The 16588-nt window shown below is 65.5% G+C and carries 11 protein-coding genes; 4 read left to right on the top strand and 7 right to left on the bottom strand.

Features of this window, described 5'->3' with window-relative positions:
- Positions 1-198 precede the first annotated feature (198 nt).
- Positions 199-2025, bottom strand: coding sequence for a translational GTPase TypA (typA, locus tag U5768_RS24410; RefSeq protein WP_322032961.1), 1827 nt, complete (start codon positions 2023-2025; stop codon positions 199-201).
- A 413-nt stretch (positions 2026-2438) separates the two neighbouring features.
- Here typA and U5768_RS24405 point away from each other — a divergent pair, with 413 nt between their 5' ends.
- The 4 genes from U5768_RS24405 to U5768_RS24390 all read left to right on the top strand — a co-directional run bounded on the left by U5768_RS24405 (position 2439) and on the right by U5768_RS24390 (position 7631).
- Complete coding sequence (locus tag U5768_RS24405; protein ID WP_322032960.1) at positions 2439-2945, top strand: MarR family transcriptional regulator; 507 nt, start codon at positions 2439-2441, stop codon at positions 2943-2945.
- Positions 2946-3031: 86 nt separating this feature from the next.
- Positions 3032-4633, top strand: a complete 1602-nt coding sequence (locus U5768_RS24400; protein ID WP_322032959.1) for an efflux transporter outer membrane subunit — start codon at positions 3032-3034, stop codon at positions 4631-4633.
- A gap of 65 nt (positions 4634-4698) precedes the next feature.
- Positions 4699-5958 carry an EmrA/EmrK family multidrug efflux transporter periplasmic adaptor subunit gene (locus U5768_RS24395; RefSeq protein ID WP_322032958.1) on the top strand — a complete coding sequence of 420 codons (1260 nt, stop codon included), beginning with the start codon at positions 4699-4701 and terminating at the stop codon, positions 5956-5958.
- A gap of 107 nt (positions 5959-6065) precedes the next feature.
- The gene (locus U5768_RS24390) at positions 6066-7631 is read left to right on the top strand and encodes a DHA2 family efflux MFS transporter permease subunit (protein WP_322032957.1); all 1566 of its coding nucleotides are present in this window, start codon (positions 6066-6068) and stop codon (positions 7629-7631) included.
- A gap of 130 nt (positions 7632-7761) precedes the next feature.
- Here U5768_RS24390 and truB read toward each other — a convergent pair whose 3' ends face one another.
- From truB to rluB, 6 genes are all read right to left on the bottom strand, one after another.
- A complete protein-coding gene (gene truB, locus U5768_RS24385; RefSeq protein WP_322032956.1) occupies positions 7762-8730 on the bottom strand; it encodes a tRNA pseudouridine(55) synthase TruB in 969 nt (322 codons plus the stop codon).
- An 8-nt stretch (positions 8731-8738) separates the two neighbouring features.
- Positions 8739-9104 carry a 30S ribosome-binding factor RbfA gene (rbfA, locus tag U5768_RS24380; RefSeq protein ID WP_042272510.1) on the bottom strand — a complete coding sequence of 122 codons (366 nt, stop codon included), beginning with the start codon at positions 9102-9104 and terminating at the stop codon, positions 8739-8741.
- Between the two features lie 134 nt (positions 9105-9238).
- Positions 9239-12196: a translation initiation factor IF-2 gene (infB, locus tag U5768_RS24375; RefSeq protein ID WP_322032955.1), complete on the bottom strand. Its 2958-nt coding sequence runs from the start codon at positions 12194-12196 to the stop codon at positions 9239-9241.
- Positions 12197-12352: 156 nt separating this feature from the next.
- Positions 12353-13828, bottom strand: coding sequence for a transcription termination factor NusA (gene nusA / locus U5768_RS24370; RefSeq protein ID WP_310632376.1), 1476 nt, complete (start codon positions 13826-13828; stop codon positions 12353-12355).
- Positions 13825-14283, bottom strand: coding sequence for a ribosome maturation factor RimP (rimP, locus tag U5768_RS24365; protein WP_028204813.1), 459 nt, complete (start codon positions 14281-14283; stop codon positions 13825-13827). Before rimP ends, nusA begins: the two co-directional genes overlap by 4 nt.
- 489 nt (positions 14284-14772) lie before the next feature.
- Positions 14773-16575: a 23S rRNA pseudouridine(2605) synthase RluB gene (gene rluB / locus U5768_RS24360; RefSeq protein ID WP_322032954.1), complete on the bottom strand. Its 1803-nt coding sequence runs from the start codon at positions 16573-16575 to the stop codon at positions 14773-14775.
- Positions 16576-16588: the final 13 nt, after the last annotated feature.

Genomic DNA, 16588 nt, shown 5'->3' with positions numbered 1-16588 from the left:
CGCATCTCCCCACAGGATGCAATGCGACCGAACACCGCGTGAAAAGCCTTTTAAACAGGCTTTTGCAGCGTTCGCAACGCTCTCTTCCTGCACCGCAATGCAATCCCCGCCAGAACGCAAAAAAGCCGCCCATAAAGCGGCGGCTTTTCTGTAAGTCTGTTTGCATTGCAGTGCGGAAAAAAGCGCTAGAACTGCGGATTACTCAGCAGCGCCTTCGCGGCTCGCGCGGCGACGCTCGTGCTCTTTCAGGTGACGCTTGCGCAGACGGATCGATTGCGGCGTGACTTCCACGAGTTCGTCGTCGTCGATGAATTCCACTGCGTATTCGAGCGACATCTGGATCGGCGGCACGAGGCGCACGGCTTCGTCGGTGCCCGAGGCGCGCACGTTGGTGAGCTGCTTGCCCTTGATCGGGTTCACGACGAGGTCGTTGTCGCGGCTGTGAATGCCGATGATCATGCCTTCGTACAGCGCGTCGCCCGGCTTCACGAACATGCGGCCGCGGTCCTGCAGCTTCCACAGTGCGTAGGCGACAGCGGCGCCGTCGTCCTGCGAGATCAGCACGCCGTTGCGGCGCTCGCCGAGCGTGCCTTCCTTGACCGGACCGTACGCGTCGAACACGTGGCTCATGAGGCCCGTGCCGCGCGTGAGCGTCATGAACTCGCCCTGGAAGCCGATCAGGCCGCGCGCCGGAATGCGGTATTCCAGACGCGTGCGGCCGCGGCCGTCCGAGGCCATGTCGAGCATTTCGCCCTTGCGGCGGCCCAGTTCTTCCATCACGCCGCCCTGGTGGCCGTCTTCGACGTCCACCGTCAGCATTTCGTACGGCTCCTGCTTCACGCCGTCGACTTCGTGCAGCACCACGCGCGGACGCGACACGGCCAGCTCGTAGCCTTCGCGACGCATGTTTTCGATCAGGATCGTGAGGTGCAACTCGCCACGGCCCGACACTTCGAACGTGGTTTCGTCGCCCGTGTCCTTCACGCGCAGCGCGACGTTGTGGTTCAGTTCCTTCGTGAGACGGTCGCGAATCTGGCGGCTCGTCACGAACTTGCCTTCACGGCCGGCGAGCGGCGACGAGTTCACGAGGAAGTTCATCGTGAGCGTGGGCTCGTCCACCGTGATCATCGGCAGCGCTTCGGGGTTGTCGACCGCGCAGATCGTCGCGCCGATGCCGATGTCTTCAATACCGTTGATCAGCACGATGTCGCCGGCTTCGGCCGATTCGACCTGCACGCGCTCCAGGCCGCTGAACGACAGCACCTGATTGATCTTGCGGTTCATCACCTCGCCTTCCGGGCCGAAGCGCAGCGCCACCGGCTGACCCGGCTTGATGCGGCCGCGCTTGATGCGGCCCACGCCGATACGGCCAACGTAGGTCGAGTAGTCGAGCGACGTGATCTGGAGCTGGAGCGGACCTTCCGGATCGGCGTCGCGCACCGGCACGTGTTCGAGAATCGCCTCGAACAGGGGACGCATGTCGCCTTCGCGCGCGTCGGCGGAGAGCGACGCGTAGCCATTCAGGCCCGAGGCGTACACCACCGGGAAGTCGAGTTGCTCTTCGGTCGCGCCGAGCTTGTCGAACAGGTCGAACGTCTGGTTGATCACCCAGTCGATACGGGCGCCGGGGCGGTCGATCTTGTTGACGACGACGATCGGCTTCAGGCCGAGCGCGAGCGCCTTCTTCGTGACGAAGCGCGTTTGCGGCATCGGGCCTTCCACGGCGTCGACGAGCAGCAGCACCGAGTCGACCATCGAGAGCACGCGCTCCACTTCACCGCCGAAGTCGGCGTGACCCGGGGTATCGACGATGTTGATGTGGGTGCCTTCGTACTCGACCGCGCAATTCTTCGCGAGAATCGTGATCCCGCGCTCTTTTTCGATGTCGTTCGAGTCCATGACGCGTTCGGCGACCTGCTGGTTGTCGCGGAAGGTGCCGGACTGACGCAGCAGTTGGTCGACGAGCGTGGTCTTGCCGTGGTCGACGTGGGCAATGATGGCGATGTTGCGAAGAGCGCGGGACATAGGAACCTGGGTACAGTTTGAGTGCGCCGCGCATGCCCTGCTGGCAGGCCCGGCAAGGGCGCGCGGCCGCCGCTTCGATCCGCCCCGGACGATTGGCCTGGGGCCGTCGCGGGCGGTCAATTCAGCATCGCTGCAATGACGCACTTTGGGAACCTGAAAGTATAGCACGCGCAGATGAATTGATCTCGCGCATATCAGGGAGCACCCTGGATGAGGGCGTCGACGTCGCAACCGCGCAACGCGGGCACGGTAAAGGGCGCCGCAACTGGCGGGCACGGGCGCAGCCGGAGACGGGGCCGGATTAAGCCCCTACTCTGCAAAGGTTTCTCGGCAAAGGCAGAATAAACCTTGCCGCGTCAACTAACCGCCCCTATAATCCCTGCCTGGTCAACCATTGCAGCCGCAGCAGAATCATGACGGATCCGACTCCCACGCCCCCGCCCGAAGTCCGCGACTACGATCTCGGCGAGAGCGTCGGCTACCTGATCACGCGGGTGAAATCGACCATGTCGAACATGGTCAGCCAGCGCGCCGTTGCGGAACTCGGCGTCACGAGCCAGCAGGCCAGCATCCTCTTCATGGTGGCGAGCGGCAAATGCCTGCTCGCGGCCGAACTCGCCCGCGAGTACGGCATCGACGCGAGCGCCGTCACACGTCTCGTCGACCGGCTGGAGAAACGCGGGCTCCTGCAGCGCGTGCGCAGCTCCGAAGACCGCCGCGCGGTTCATCTCGCGCTCACGCCCGAAGGCCTTGCCATCGCCGCGCGCATGCCGGCGATTTTCCGCAGCGTCACGGAGCATCTTTCCGCCGGTTTCACGCCGGAGGAAGTCGGCTTTCTGAAGAGCATGTTGCGGCGGATTCTTTCGAATAGCTGCGAAGCTAGCCAGAGTTCGAACCCGAATCCCCCTGAAAATCGATGACGGGGCAAGCAAATTTGAAATCGCCGAACAAGAAAATAGCTGCATCGTCCAGTATCACAACACACTCTCACGCATCGAGACGAGCAATGAAATCCCAAACCGAGTTTGCGCCAGTTCCGGCCGTGCGGGCGCTGTCCTGCCGGGCGGCGGTCGCCGCCGCGGTCGCGGCGCTCGCCCTTTCGGGTTGCGCGAACTACATCGGCATCAAGAGCGACAAGACCATCGATCAGCCGCAGCAGTTCGAAAGCTCGCAAAGCATTCCCGCGCAAGGCGGCCAGTGGCCCACGCTCGACTGGGCCAGCCAGTTCGGCGACCCGCAGTTGCCCACGCTGATCGACGAAGCGCTCGAAGGCAGCCCGACCATCGCGCAGGCGCAGGCGCGCATCGCGAAGGCTTCGTCCTATATCGAAACCTCGCGCTCGGGGCTCTTCCCGAAGGCCAACCTGAGCTATTCGTGGACCCGCGAGCTGTACTCGGCCAACTCCCTCTTCCCGCCCCCGTACGGCGGCACCTGGTATAGCGAGAACAACGTGCTCGCCAGCGCCTCGTGGGATCTGGACCTCTGGGGCAAGAACCGCCAGCGCCTCGCGCAGGCCGTGTCCGCGCAGCGCGCCGCCCAGGCGGACATGCAGCAGGCGCGCATCACGCTCGCCTCGTCGGTCGCGCGCACGTACAACCAGCTCGCCCAGCTCTACGAACTGCGCGACATCGCGTTGCACGAGATCGAGAACCGCAGGACCATCGGCACGATCACGAACGGCCGCGTGGTGGCGGGCCTCGACACCAACGTCGAGAAACAGACCGCGAACGGCAACATCGCCACGAGCCAGGCGAACCTCTCGCAGATCGACGGCCAGATCGAAACCACGCGCTACCAGTTGGGCGCGCTGCTCGGCAAGGGCCCCGACCGCGGCCTGCAAATCGCGCAGCCGGTGCTCAATCCGGTCGCCAACGTGGCGCTGCCCGACAATCTGCCCGCCGACCTGCTCGCGCGCCGCCCCGACATCGTCGCCGCGCGCTGGCAAGTGGAAGCCGCGATGCACGACGTGAAGGAAGCGAAGGCCGAGTTCTATCCCGACGTGAACCTCGCGGCCGGCTTCGGCTTCGATGCGTTCGGCTGGGGCAGATTCCTGAACTTCACGAGCCGTCAGGCGAACATCGGCCCGGCCGTGCATTTGCCGCTCTTCGACGCGGGCGCGTTGCGCGCGCAACTGAAGGGCCGCTACGCCGACTTCGAACTCGACGTGGCGAACTACAACCAGACGCTCATCGGCGCGTTCCAGGACGTGGCGACCGACGTCTCGACGATCCGCTCGGCCGACAAGCAGCTCGTGGACGCCGATCGCGCGCTAGACGCCTCGACCAAGGCCTGGCAGCTCGCCGTGATCCGCTACAAGGCGGGCCTCTCGCCGCAGCTTCAGGTGCTCACCGCCGACCAGAACCGCCTCGCCGCGGAGCAGACGGTGTCGAACCTGAAAGCGCAGCGGCGCGACCAGCAACTGGCGCTGATCAAGTCGCTCGGCGGCGGCTTCGAAGCGCAAGGCGCGGGGCTCGCGCCGCCGGCCGACGTCGGAAGCGAGGCACGCGGCCAGAGCGACGTGAACGGCGCACCGTGGCGCGGTACGCGCTCGCCGCAGAACGCCGCGGCGTCGACGAACGCGGCAAACGCGGCGCCGGCGACGAACTGAGCGCCGAGCCGCACGCAAACATCAAAAACCGAACGAACAGCACGCAAGCATCCGGAGATCCTTCCATGAGCACCCCCCAGCAGCCGGCGGCCAATCCGCAGCCGAACGCGAACAGCGGCAAGCGCAAGCGCATGATGACGCTGCTTGTCCTCGTGATCGTGATTGCAGCCGTTGCCTACGGCCTCTACTACTTCCTCGTCGCGCGCTTTACCGAAAGCACCGATGACGCCTACGTGAACGGCAACGTCGTGCAGATCACGCCGCAGGTCACGGGCACCGTGATCGCGCTCAAAGCGGACGACACGCAAACCGTGAACGTCGGCGACCCGCTCGTGCTGCTCGACCCGGCCGACGCGCGCGTCACGCTCGAGCAAACCGAGGCGCAACTCGCGCAAACGGTGCGCCAGGTGCGCGGCCTCTTCGCCGACGACAGCCAGTACGAAGCGCAAGTCGCGGTTCGCCAGGCCGACCTCTCGCGTGCGCAGGACGACCTGCGCCGCCGCATGGAGGTGGCGCAGACGGGCGCGGTCTCGCAGGAAGAGATCTCGCACGCCCGCGACGCCGTGCGCAGCGCCCAAGCCGCGCTCGAAGCCGCGCAGCAGCAACTCGCCGCGAATCGCGCGCTGACCGCGAACACGACCATCGCCAATCACCCGAACGTCGAGGCCGCCGCCGCGAAGGTGCGCGACGCCTACCTGGCGAATGCGCGCAACACGCTGCCCGCGCCGGTCACGGGCTACGTGGCCAAGCGCTCGGTGCAGGTGGGCCAGCGCGTTTCGCCGGGCAATCCGCTGATGTCGGTGGTGCCGCTGAATTCGCTGTGGGTCGACGCCAACTTCAAGGAAGTGCAACTGAAGCACATGCGCATCGGCCAGCCGGTCGAAATGACGGCCGACGTCTACGGCTCGTCGGTGGTCTATCACGGCAAGGTGGTGGGCTTCTCGGCGGGTACGGGTTCGGCCTTCTCGCTGCTGCCCGCGCAGAACGCCACGGGTAACTGGATCAAGGTCGTGCAGCGCCTGCCGGTGCGCATCTCGCTCGATCCGGAAGACCTGCAGAAGCATCCGCTGCGCATCGGTCTCTCGATGCAGGTGGACGTGAACATCCGCAACGATTCGGGCACGCAGCTCGGCAACGCGCAGAACACCGTCTGGGAAACCGATGTGTTCGCGAAGTACGGCGCTGAAGCCGATGCGGAAATCGCGCGCATCATCGCCGAAAACGCCGGTCCGAACGCGCACAAGGCGGCCAGCAATAACGCGGGCAACAACGCGGGCCCGAGAGCCCAGATGTCGTCCGCACACGTGGCGAAGCCGGGCGCGTAAGGCAGTTTGAAGCCCTGATAAAAGCACTCGCAAACGCCGGCGCGGGCTGATCCTCAGCCCGCGCCGCTTTGTTTCGGGTGGCCTCCAGGTCAACAGGAAAGGACCCAATGGCAGCAGCACAACAACCGGTCGCGCATCCGCCGCTACAAGGCGCGCAACTCGTGATCGGCACCATCGCGGTGTCGCTCGCGGTGTTCATGAACGTGCTCGACACCTCGATCGCGAACGTGTCGATCCCGTCGATCTCGGGCGACCTCGGCGTGTCGTCGGACCAGGGCACGTGGGTCATCACCTCGTTCGCGGTGGCCAATGCGATCTCGGTGCCGCTCACGGGCTGGCTCACCGACCGCATCGGCCAGGTGCGCCTCTTCATGGCGTCGATCATCCTGTTCGTGATCTCGTCGTGGATGTGCGGCCTCGCGCCCACGCTGCCCTTCCTGCTCGCCTCGCGCGTGCTGCAAGGCGCCGTGGCCGGCCCGATGATCCCGCTTTCGCAAACGCTGCTGCTCGCGAGTTATCCGCGCGCGAAGGCGCCCATGGCGCTCTCGATGTGGTCGATGACCACGCTGATCGCGCCCGTGGCCGGCCCGATCCTCGGCGGCTGGATCTCCGACAACATCTCGTGGCCGTGGATCTTCTACGTGAACATCCCCGTGGGCATCGTCGCTGCGTTCGCCACGTGGGCGATCTTCCGCAACCGCGATTCGGTGGTGAAGAAGGCGCCGATCGACGGCGTGGGCCTGGCACTCCTCATCATCTGGGTGGGCTCGCTGCAGGTGATGCTCGACAAGGGCAAGGACCTCGACTGGTTCTCGTCCACCACGGTCGTCGTGCTCGCGCTCACCGCCATCATCGCTTTCGCGTTTTTCGTAGTGTGGGAGCTGACCGCCGATCACCCCGTGGTCGACCTCTCGCTCTTCGCGCGGCGCAATTTCACGGGCGGTACGATCGCGCTTTCGGTGGGCTACGGCCTGTACTTCGGCAATCTCGTGCTGCTGCCGCTGTGGCTGCAGACCGATATCGGCTACACCGCCACCGACGCGGGGCTCGTGATGGCGCCCGTGGGCTTCTTCGCGATCCTGCTTTCGCCGATCACGGGCAAGATTCTGCCGCGCACCGACCCGCGCTATATCGCGACGGGCGCGTTCGTCGTGTTCGCGCTGTGTTTCTGGATGCGTTCGCGCTACACCACGGGCGTGGATACCTGGGCGCTCACGCTGCCCACGCTCATTCAGGGCATCGGCATGGCGGGCCTCTTCATTCCGCTCGTCTCGATCACGCTTTCGGGGCTGCCCGGCCATCGCATTCCGGCGGCCTCGGGCCTGTCAAACTTCGTGCGGATCATGTGCGGCGGCATCGGCACCTCGATCTTCGAGACGGCGTGGGATCACCGCACGACGTTTCACCACGCACGCCTGACCGAAGTGGCGACACCGACCAACCCGGTCTTCAATCAGTCGATGCAGCAATTCCAGGGCGCGGGTCTCGATCCTTCGCAGGCGCATGGACTCTTCGACCGGATGCTTTCGCAGCAGGCCGCGCAACTCGGCGTAAACGACCTGTTCTGGATTTCCTCGGTGATCTTCATCGTGCTGATCGCGCTCATCTGGATCACGCGGCCCGAGCGCGCCGGTGGAGCGGATGCGGGCGCGGCGGCTTCGGCGGCACATTGAGGCCGATGCGCTGAAGCGCTCCCCGGCTGTCTAAAAGTAAAAGCAAAGCAAAAGCAAAACGACACGTCCGGTTATTCACCGCGGCGTGCCGTTTTAGCTTGTGCGCTCCGGGCGCTATACGAGAGCGCGCTCAGACCGCGCCGCTCACCACCAGCCGCTCCGGCGCAAGCACGCCGTTCGCGGCCTTCGCGACGCCGAGCAAACGCCCGTCGTCCGCGTACACGCGCACGCGTTCGGCCGCTTCGCACACCGCGCGATCGAGCACCAGCTCGTTGAGCGGCAGGCGCTGGCCATGCGTGAAGCGGCGCGCCGCTTCTTCATTGAGTGTCACGGAGGGAAACGTGGAGAGCAACGCATCGACGGGGCGCAGCCAGGTGTCGCGCTCGGGTTCGGCGGCGGCCGTGAGCGCATCGAGCGTCACCGCGTGCTCGAGCGTGAGCGCACCCACGCCCGTACGGCGCAGCATCACGAGATGCGCACCGCAGCCCAGCGCCTCGCCGATATCCTCGGCCAGCGTGCGAACATACGTGCCCTTGCTGCACGTCACGCGAAACGTTACCTCAGGAATCCCGGGAAGCGCGCACGCGATCATCTCCAGCGCAAGGATCTTCACTTCGCGCCCTTCCCGCTCGACCGTCTGACCCGCACGCGCGTATTCGTAGAGCGGCTTGCCGTCGCGTTTGAGCGCCGAATACATCGGCGGCACCTGCACGATGTCGCCGAGAAAACGCTGCATCGCTTCGCGCACCGCGGCTTCGTCGCACGTGACCTCGCGGGTCTCGATCGCCTCGCCTTCGGCGTCGCCGGTAGTCGTGCGAATGCCGAGGCGCATGGTCGCCTCATAGGTCTTGTCGGCTTCGAGCAGATCCTGCGAAAACTTGGTCGCTTCGCCGAAGCACAGCGGCAGCAGGCCCGACGCGAGCGGGTCGAGCGTGCCGGTATGGCCCGCCTTCTTCACGCGATACAGGCGCTTCGCGCGAATCAACGCGTCGTTGCTGGACAGGCCCACGGGCTTGTCCAGCAGCAGCACGCCGTCGAGCAGGCGGCGCGGCACCTTCGCGCGCGGCTCGCCCTGGTTCTTGTTCGATGATGCAGTCATTGCCCGCGTCAGTCGTCCTTCGCGCGCGTGGCGTTCGCCTCGTCGATGAGACGCGACATCTCGACACCCTTCTCGACCGACTGGTCATAATGGAAATGCAACGTCGGCACCGTGTGAATGTGCAGGCGCTTGAAAAGCTGGTTATGCAGATGGCCGGCGGCGTGGTTGAGCGCCTCCTGGGTGGTCTTCGGGTCGCCCGTGAGCGTCGTGAAGTAGACCTTGGCGTGCGCGTAGTCGGGCGTGAGTTCCACGCTCTGGATCGTCACGAGTCCAATTCGCGGGTCCTTCACTTCGCGCATCAGCTCGGAAAGATCGCGCTGGATCTGATCGGCGATCTGCACGTTGCGATTCGGGGAAGTACGTTTTTTCGGCATGATAATTCCACCTCTTGGTCTGCGAGGCAATTCAGGCGGCGTTGCGTCCACGAAGGCGCGCACGGCCGCGCAAAAACAAAACGGGCGGGACTGGCCAGCGCCTGCCCCGCCCGTTATCGGCAAGTCCGCTGCGATTACAGCGTACGTGCGACTTCGGTGATCTCGAACACTTCGAACTGGTCGCCTTCGACGATGTCGCTGAAGTTCTTGATCGACATACCGCACTCGAAGCCTTGCTTGACTTCCTTGACGTCGTCCTTGAAGCGCTTGAGCGAGTCGAGTTCGCCGGTATGGATGACCACGTTGTTGCGGATCACGCGCACCGACGACGAACGCTTGACGAAACCGTCCGTGACCATACAACCCGCGATCAGGCCGACCTTCGGCACGCGAATCACCTGGCGCACCTCGGCCATACCCGTGACCGTCTCGCGCTTCTCCGGCGCCAGCATGCCGGACATCGCCGCCTTCACCTCATCCACTGCGTCATAGATGATGTTGTAGTAGCGGATGTCGATGCCGTTCGCCTCGGCCACCTTACGCGCCTGCGCATCCGCACGCGTATTGAAGCCGATGATGACCGCCTTCGAAGCCGTTGCCAAGTTGACGTCCGACTCGCTGATCGCACCGACCGCGCTGTGCACGATCTGCACGCGCACTTCGCTGGTCGACAGTTTGAGCAGCGATTGCACCAGCGCTTCCTGCGAACCCTGCACGTCGGCCTTGACGATGAGCGGCAGATTCTGCACTTCGCCTTCGCCCATCTGCTCGAGCATGTTTTCGAGCTTCGCGGCCTGCTGCTTCGCGAGCTTGACGTCGCGGAACTTGCCTTGACGGAACATGGCGATTTCGCGCGCCTTGCGCTCGTCCGGCAGCACGATGACTTCTTCGCCCGCGCCCGGCACTTCCGACAGACCCTGGATTTCGACCGGGATCGACGGACCGGCTTCCTTCGTCGGCTTGCCGGTTTCGTCGAGCATCGCACGCACGCGGCCGTAGGCGCTGCCTGCCAGCACGACGTCGCCGCGATTGAGCGTACCCGACTGGACGAGGATCGTCGCGACCGGACCCTTACCCTTGTCGAGCTTCGCTTCGATGACGATGCCCTTGGCCGGCGCTTCGACCGGTGCCTTCAGTTCCAGCACTTCGGCTTGCAGCAGCACGTTTTCGAGCAGGTCGTCGATGCCCGCGCCGGTCTTCGCCGACACCGGCACGAACGGCGAGTCGCCGCCGTACTCTTCCGGCACCACGCCTTCCGCGACGAGTTCCTGCTTGACGCGATCGAGGTTCGCATCCGGCTTGTCGATCTTGTTGATCGCCACGACGAGCGGCACACCGGCAGCCTTCGCGTGCGCGATGGCTTCCTTCGTCTGCGGCATCACGCCGTCGTCGGCCGCGACCACCAGAATGACGATGTCGGTTGCCTTCGCACCGCGGGCACGCATGGCCGTGAAGGCCTCGTGACCCGGCGTGTCGAGGAACGTGATGACGCCACGCGGCGTTTCGACGTGGTATGCGCCGATGTGCTGCGTAATGCCGCCCGCTTCGCCCGCTGCAACCTTGGCGCGGCGGATGTAGTCGAGCAGCGAGGTCTTGCCGTGGTCGACGTGACCCATGACCGTGACAACCGGCGGACGCGGCAGTTGCTCGGCGTCCGTGCCCGTCGCCTGGCCTTCGACCAGCAGCGCTTCCGGGTCGTCGAGCTTCGCGGCAACCGCGCTGTGGCCCAGTTCCTCGACGATGATCATCGCCGTTTCCTGGTCGAGCATCTGGTTGATGGTGACCATCTGGCCCATCTTCATCATCACCTTGATGACTTCGGACGCCTTCACGGACATCTTGTGCGCGAGGTCGGCCACGGTGATGGTTTCCGGCACGTGCACTTCACGCACGATCGGCTCGGTCGGCGCCTGGAACGTCGATGCGTCCTGGTGACGGCCACGGCCCTTCGGGCCGCCGCGCCAGCCACGGTCCACGCCGCCCGACGAGTCGCCGCGCGTCTTGATGCCACGGCGCTTGGCCGCGTCGTCCTGCCAGCCGCCCTTGCCTGCGCCCGGCTTCTTGTTGCGGTCGCCCGCGCCTGCACCCGGCGCGCTCGTCGAAGGCGCGGCCGTCGTGGCCGGCTTCTTCGCCGCAGCGCCAGCCCCGGCGGCCGGACGCGACGGTGCGCCTTCCGGACGCGCCGGCTTGTGCAGCGTGCCCTTGGCTTCAGCCGGCTTGGCCGGCTCGGCAGGCTTCACCGGCTCGGGCGCCTTCACCTGCGCCTTGCGCGGCGTGTTCATCATTTCGCGGATCGCGCGCGCTTCGGCTTCGGCAGCCGCGCGGCGGCGGGCGATCTCGTCCTGTTCCTTCTGCGCCTTTTCGGCGGCTTCGCGCGCGGCCGCTTCGGCCTTCTGGGCCGCTTCGCGCTGCGCGGCGCGCTCGGCTGCGGCGCGCTGTTCTTCCTGCTGGTCCTGCTGTTGCTTCACTTCCTTCGCTTCCGCTTCGGCGTTGCGCTGCGCAGCCACGGCCTGAGCGGCCAGCTCGCGAGCGGCGGCATCGGCCGATGCCTTCTTCTTTGCAAGTTCTTCTTCGGCGCGGCGGCGCTCGGCCTCGGCGGCCTCTTCGCGCGCGCGGCGCTCGGACTCTTCACGCGCGAGGGTTTCCTGGCGCTCCTTGAGTTCCTGGGCCTGACGCTCGAGCAGTTCTGCCTCGCGGCGCGCTTCTTCCTCGCGGCGCTGCAGCTCCGCCTCTTCGGCGGCAGCGGCTGCGTCGGCTGCATGATTCGATGCATCCGCCTCACCGGCGGATTCGTCGCGGCGGACGAACGTGCGCTTCTTGCGCACCTCGACCTGAATGGTGCGAGCCTTACCCGTCGAATCGGACTGCTTGATTTCCGACGTATGCCGTTTCGTCAGCGTGATCTTGCGCTTGTCTGCATCAGTCGAGCCGTGAGACTTGCGCAAGTGGTCGAGCAGACGCGCCTTGTCCGTTTCGGACAAGGAGTCAGCTTCGCTCGCTTTCGTGACGCCCGCCGCCTGGAGCTGCTCCAGCAGCACGCCAGCAGGCATCTTCAGTTCCGCGGCAAATTGGGCTACGTTGTTACTCGCCATTCATTCCTCTTAATGCAAGGACCGATTCCTTGCGGTTGACATCGGGTCATGCGGCCTTCGGTGCCTCACGTCCTGCAAGGCCCCGCCGCGTTCAGTTCAGTGGGTCATGGTCGCTTCCTGCTCGTCGCGCCCTGATGCAGCTTCCCGTTGGCCGGGTCACTGGAACCAGTGCTCACGCGCCTTCATGATCAACGCCTTGGCGGCGTCCTCTTCCATTCCCGTCATTTCGACCAGCTCGTCCACGGCCAGCTCGGCAAGCTCGTCGCGGGTGTGAACTTCATGCTGCGCCAGTTTCGCGAGCAGGTCCGGGTCGATGCCGTCCAGACTCTTCAGGTCCAGCGCAGCGCTTTCCACCTTCTCCTCGTTCGCGATTGCCTGCGTGAGCAGGGCGTCGCGAGCGCGGTTGCGCAGTTCGTGTACGGTGTCCTCGTCGAACGCCTCGATTTCCAGCATTTCGTTGAGCGGCACGTAGGCGATCTCTTCGAGGCTCGTGAAGCCTTCGTCGATCAGGATGTCGGCGACTTCTTCGTCCACGTCGAGACGCGCCATGAACAGGTCGCGCAGCACCGTGCGCTCCTGATTCTGCTTTTGCGCGGATTCGTCCGGCGTCATGATATTGATTTGCCAGCCGGTCAGTTCGCTGGCAAGACGCACGTTCTGGCCGCTACGGCCGATCGCGACCGCGAGTTCGCTCTCGTCGACCACGACGTCCATCGAGTGCTTTTCCTCGTCGACGACGATCGACTGCACGGCAGCCGGCGCGAGCGCGCCGATCACGAACTGGGCGGGATCTTCCGACCATAGCACGATGTCGACGTTTTCGCCACCAAGCTCGTTGCGCACGGCCTGCACGCGCGAACCGCGGATGCCGACGCAGGTGCCGATCGGATCGATGCGCTTGTCGTAAGCCACCACGCCGATCTTGGCGCGCACGCCCGGATCGCGCGCCGCCGCCTTGATCTCGAGGAGGCCCTGTTCGATTTCGGGCACTTCCATTTCGAACAGCTTCATGAGGAACTCGGGCGCCGTGCGCGAGAGTTCGATCTGCGGGCCGCGCGCGGTGCGGTCGACCTTGCCGATCCAGGCGCGCACGCGGTCGCCCACGCGCAGGTTTTCCTTCGGAATCAACTGGTCGCGGCGCAGCAGCGCCTCCACGCGACCCGATTCGACGATGAAGTTGCCCTTGTCCATGCGCTTGACCGTGCCGGTCATGATGCTTTCGCCGCGCTCGAGGAAGTCGTTGAGGATCTGCTCGCGCTCGGCGTCGCGCACCTTCTGCAGGATGACCTGCTTGGCGGCCTGCGCGCCGATGCGGCCGAACTCGACCGAAGGCACCGGCTGCTCGACGAAACCGTCGATCTGCGCTTCGGGGTCTTGCTCGCGGGCTTCGAACAGCAGGATTTCCTGGTCCGGCTCCTGCAGGCCCGCTTCGTCCGGCACGATGCGCCAGCGGCGGAACGTTTCGTGTTCGCCGCTTTCGCGATCGATATGCACGCGGATATCCGCATCCTCGTCGAAGAGTTTCTTGGAGGCCGACGCAAGCGCCGCTTCAAGGGCGGCGAACACCACGTCCTTGTCGACATTCTTCTCGCGTGCCAGCGCATCCACCAGCATCAACACTTCGCGACTCATTGTTTGCGGCTCCTAAAGTCAACTTTGGGGACAAGGCGTGCTTTGTCGATGTCCGCGAGCGTGAAATCGAGCATCGCAGGACCCGCCTTCCCTTCGAATTCCAGACCGATGGACTCGCCTTCGGGAGCATGCACGATGCCCCGGTACGATTTCCGTCCGTCCAATGGCTTTTTCAACGTGATTACCGCTTCGCAGCCTGCGAAGCGTTCGAAGTCCGCCAGTTTTTTCAGCGGACGGTCGAGACCGGGCGACGAAACTTCGAGCCGCTCGTAGTCGATGTTCTCGACCGTCAGAACGTGCTGGAGCTGACGCGTGACCTTCTCGCAGTCCTCGATCGCGATCCCCGCGGGCTGATCGATGAAAATGGTCAGCATGCCGCGCCCGGTGCGCTCGAGGTCGACCAGCTCGTAACCGAGCCCGGTGACCGTGGTTTCAATCAGTTCCGTCAGTTGCACAATGCCCACTCCAGATGTTCCGCGCAGCGGGCCAGCAACTTCCTCAGCTTTCATTTCTGCTTCGCCAGGGATTCGCGGGCCGCGCGCCAGGTGAGCGCGCGCTTCTCACCTACCGGCCCCACGATGACGAACGACCTGGATGGTTGAACGCCCCCCAAATTGACAATGCCGAACGTGAAACGTCGGCATCTGTTTGAAACCAATTTGGGGCGAAACCAAAAAAAAATGGGCGAAACGCCCATCTTCTCACTTAGCCAGGTGGTCGCACCTGGGGCGCGTATTACAGCGCAGATAAATAGCCGCACGCCCAGCGACTTTGTGATTCTAGCCTTTTTTGCACATTAACGCAAATCCGCGGCCAGGCCCAAACGGCCTTTTGCCGTTATTTATGGGCCTGGGAAGAGGATTTGCCGGCGCTTTTGCTCGCTAACGACTCGCATCGACTACGCGCATTTAAAACACCAGCGGTAGCGGCGCGCGCCTCGCGGGTCAGTGGCCGCGTGTGCGGTTGCGCGGCGCGCCACGCGGGCCGCCACGGCTATTGCCGCCAGCGCGATTGCCATTGGGGTTGGCATTGCCGCCACTGCCGCCGTTGCCGGGACCGCCGCGACGATTGCCATTGGCATTGCCGCCTGCTCGCTTGCCTTGCGCGCCGGGCGCACGGTTGCCGTCCACCTCGCGGCCGCCTGCGCGGTTGCCGCCACGGCCGCCGAAACCGGAGCCCGCGCCGAAGTTGCCATGACCCGCGCCCGCGCCGCCGCCGAAGCCGCCCGCCGCACCGCGCCGTCCGTGGCCCTGGCCCTGACGCGGCTGCCCCATCGCACCGTGCGAACTCAGCACCGGCTCACGATCGATGAAGCCCATCGAGGTCTGCATCGGATCGGGCTGGCGACGCTCCTGCTCCTTGCCGCCACGACCGCCCTTCTCTTCGGCCGGCGCCTTCAGGCCCACCGCTGCCATCAGCGCGCGCACCTGGTTGTCCTCAAGCTCTTCCCAGCGGCCGCGCTTGAGGCCCTTGGGCAGGGCGATCGGGCCGTGACGCGTACGGATCAGCCGGCTCACCATCAAGCCAGCCGCCTCGAACATGCGGCGCACTTCGCGGTTGCGGCCTTCGGCCAGCGCGACGTGATACCAGTGATTCGTGCCCTCGCCGCCGCCGTCGCGGATGCGCAGGAAGCTCGCGGGGCCGTCTTCGAGTTCGACGCCCTTGAGCAGCTTCTGGCGCATCCCCTCGCTCAGCTCGCCCACCACGCGCACCGCATACTCGCGCTCCACGCTGTAGCGCGGATGCATGAAGCGGTTCGCGAGATCGCCCGAGGTCGTCAGCATCAGCAGACCTTCGGTGTTGAAGTCCAGACGGCCGACGGCCAGCCATTTCGCCGTTTTCATCGGCGGCAGGCCGTCGAACACCGAGGGGCGGCCTTCCGGATCGGCGTGGCTCACGATTTCGCCGGTCGGCTTGTGATAGATCAGCACGCGCGGCGGCTTGTTCTGCAGCTTGCGCTTGATGGGCTTGCCGTTGATGCGGACCTGGTCGGTCGGCAGGATGCGCTGGCCAATATGGGCGGGCTCGCCGTTCACCGAGACGCGCCCGGCGATGATCAGCTCTTCCATGTCGCGGCGCGAGCCCATGCCTGCATCCGCCAGCACCTTGTGCAGCTTCGGCGCGTCGTCGTCCGGGCTCAGCACGCGCTTGGGCTGCTGTGGGCGGCCGCGGCGCAGCATCGGTGCGTGCACGCCCGAACCGTCGCCATTGTCGGCGTCGAACGCCGGCGAGGTCACGTAGAGGAACAGGTCGTCCTGAGCGTTGCCCGCGGCGGCGGCCGGCTGGCCTTCGCCCCGGCCCTGGCCCTGGCCCTTCTGGCGCTTGCCCGCGCCCTGCTGACGTTCACCCCGACGTTCGCCCTGGCGCTCGCCTTGACGTTCACCTTGCCGCTCACCCTGAGCGGCGCCGCCCGCATTCTGGCGGCGGCCGGGCTTCTTCGCGCCGGCGTCCTTGCGCGGCGGGCGTGCGGCGGCCGCGCGCTCAGGCGCGGCTTCCGGTGCGGCAACGGGCGCTGCGGACACGTCCGCGCCCTCAGCGCCTTCGGACTTTGCCTTCGCGCCTGCGCGGCGGCGCGCGATCAGGCTGCGCGGCCCGCGGCGCAGGCCGCGGCGCGGCCGCTCTTCGCCTTCGCCGCCCTGTGCTTCGCCTTCGACCTGCGAAGCGCGCGTGTCGTCGTCGCGCGCGGAAGACGCGCGGCGCGCGGATTCGGACGCGTCGGTCGAATCGGTGTCGTGGATATCAGTCAAAACAACCTCAAAA

The sequence above is a fragment of the Paraburkholderia sp. J76 genome (assembly GCF_905220295.1).
Classification (GTDB): Bacteria; Pseudomonadota; Gammaproteobacteria; order Burkholderiales; family Burkholderiaceae; genus Paraburkholderia.
Note: the sequence above shows the minus strand (reverse complement) of the source record. Positions and strands in the feature narration are given on the sequence as shown.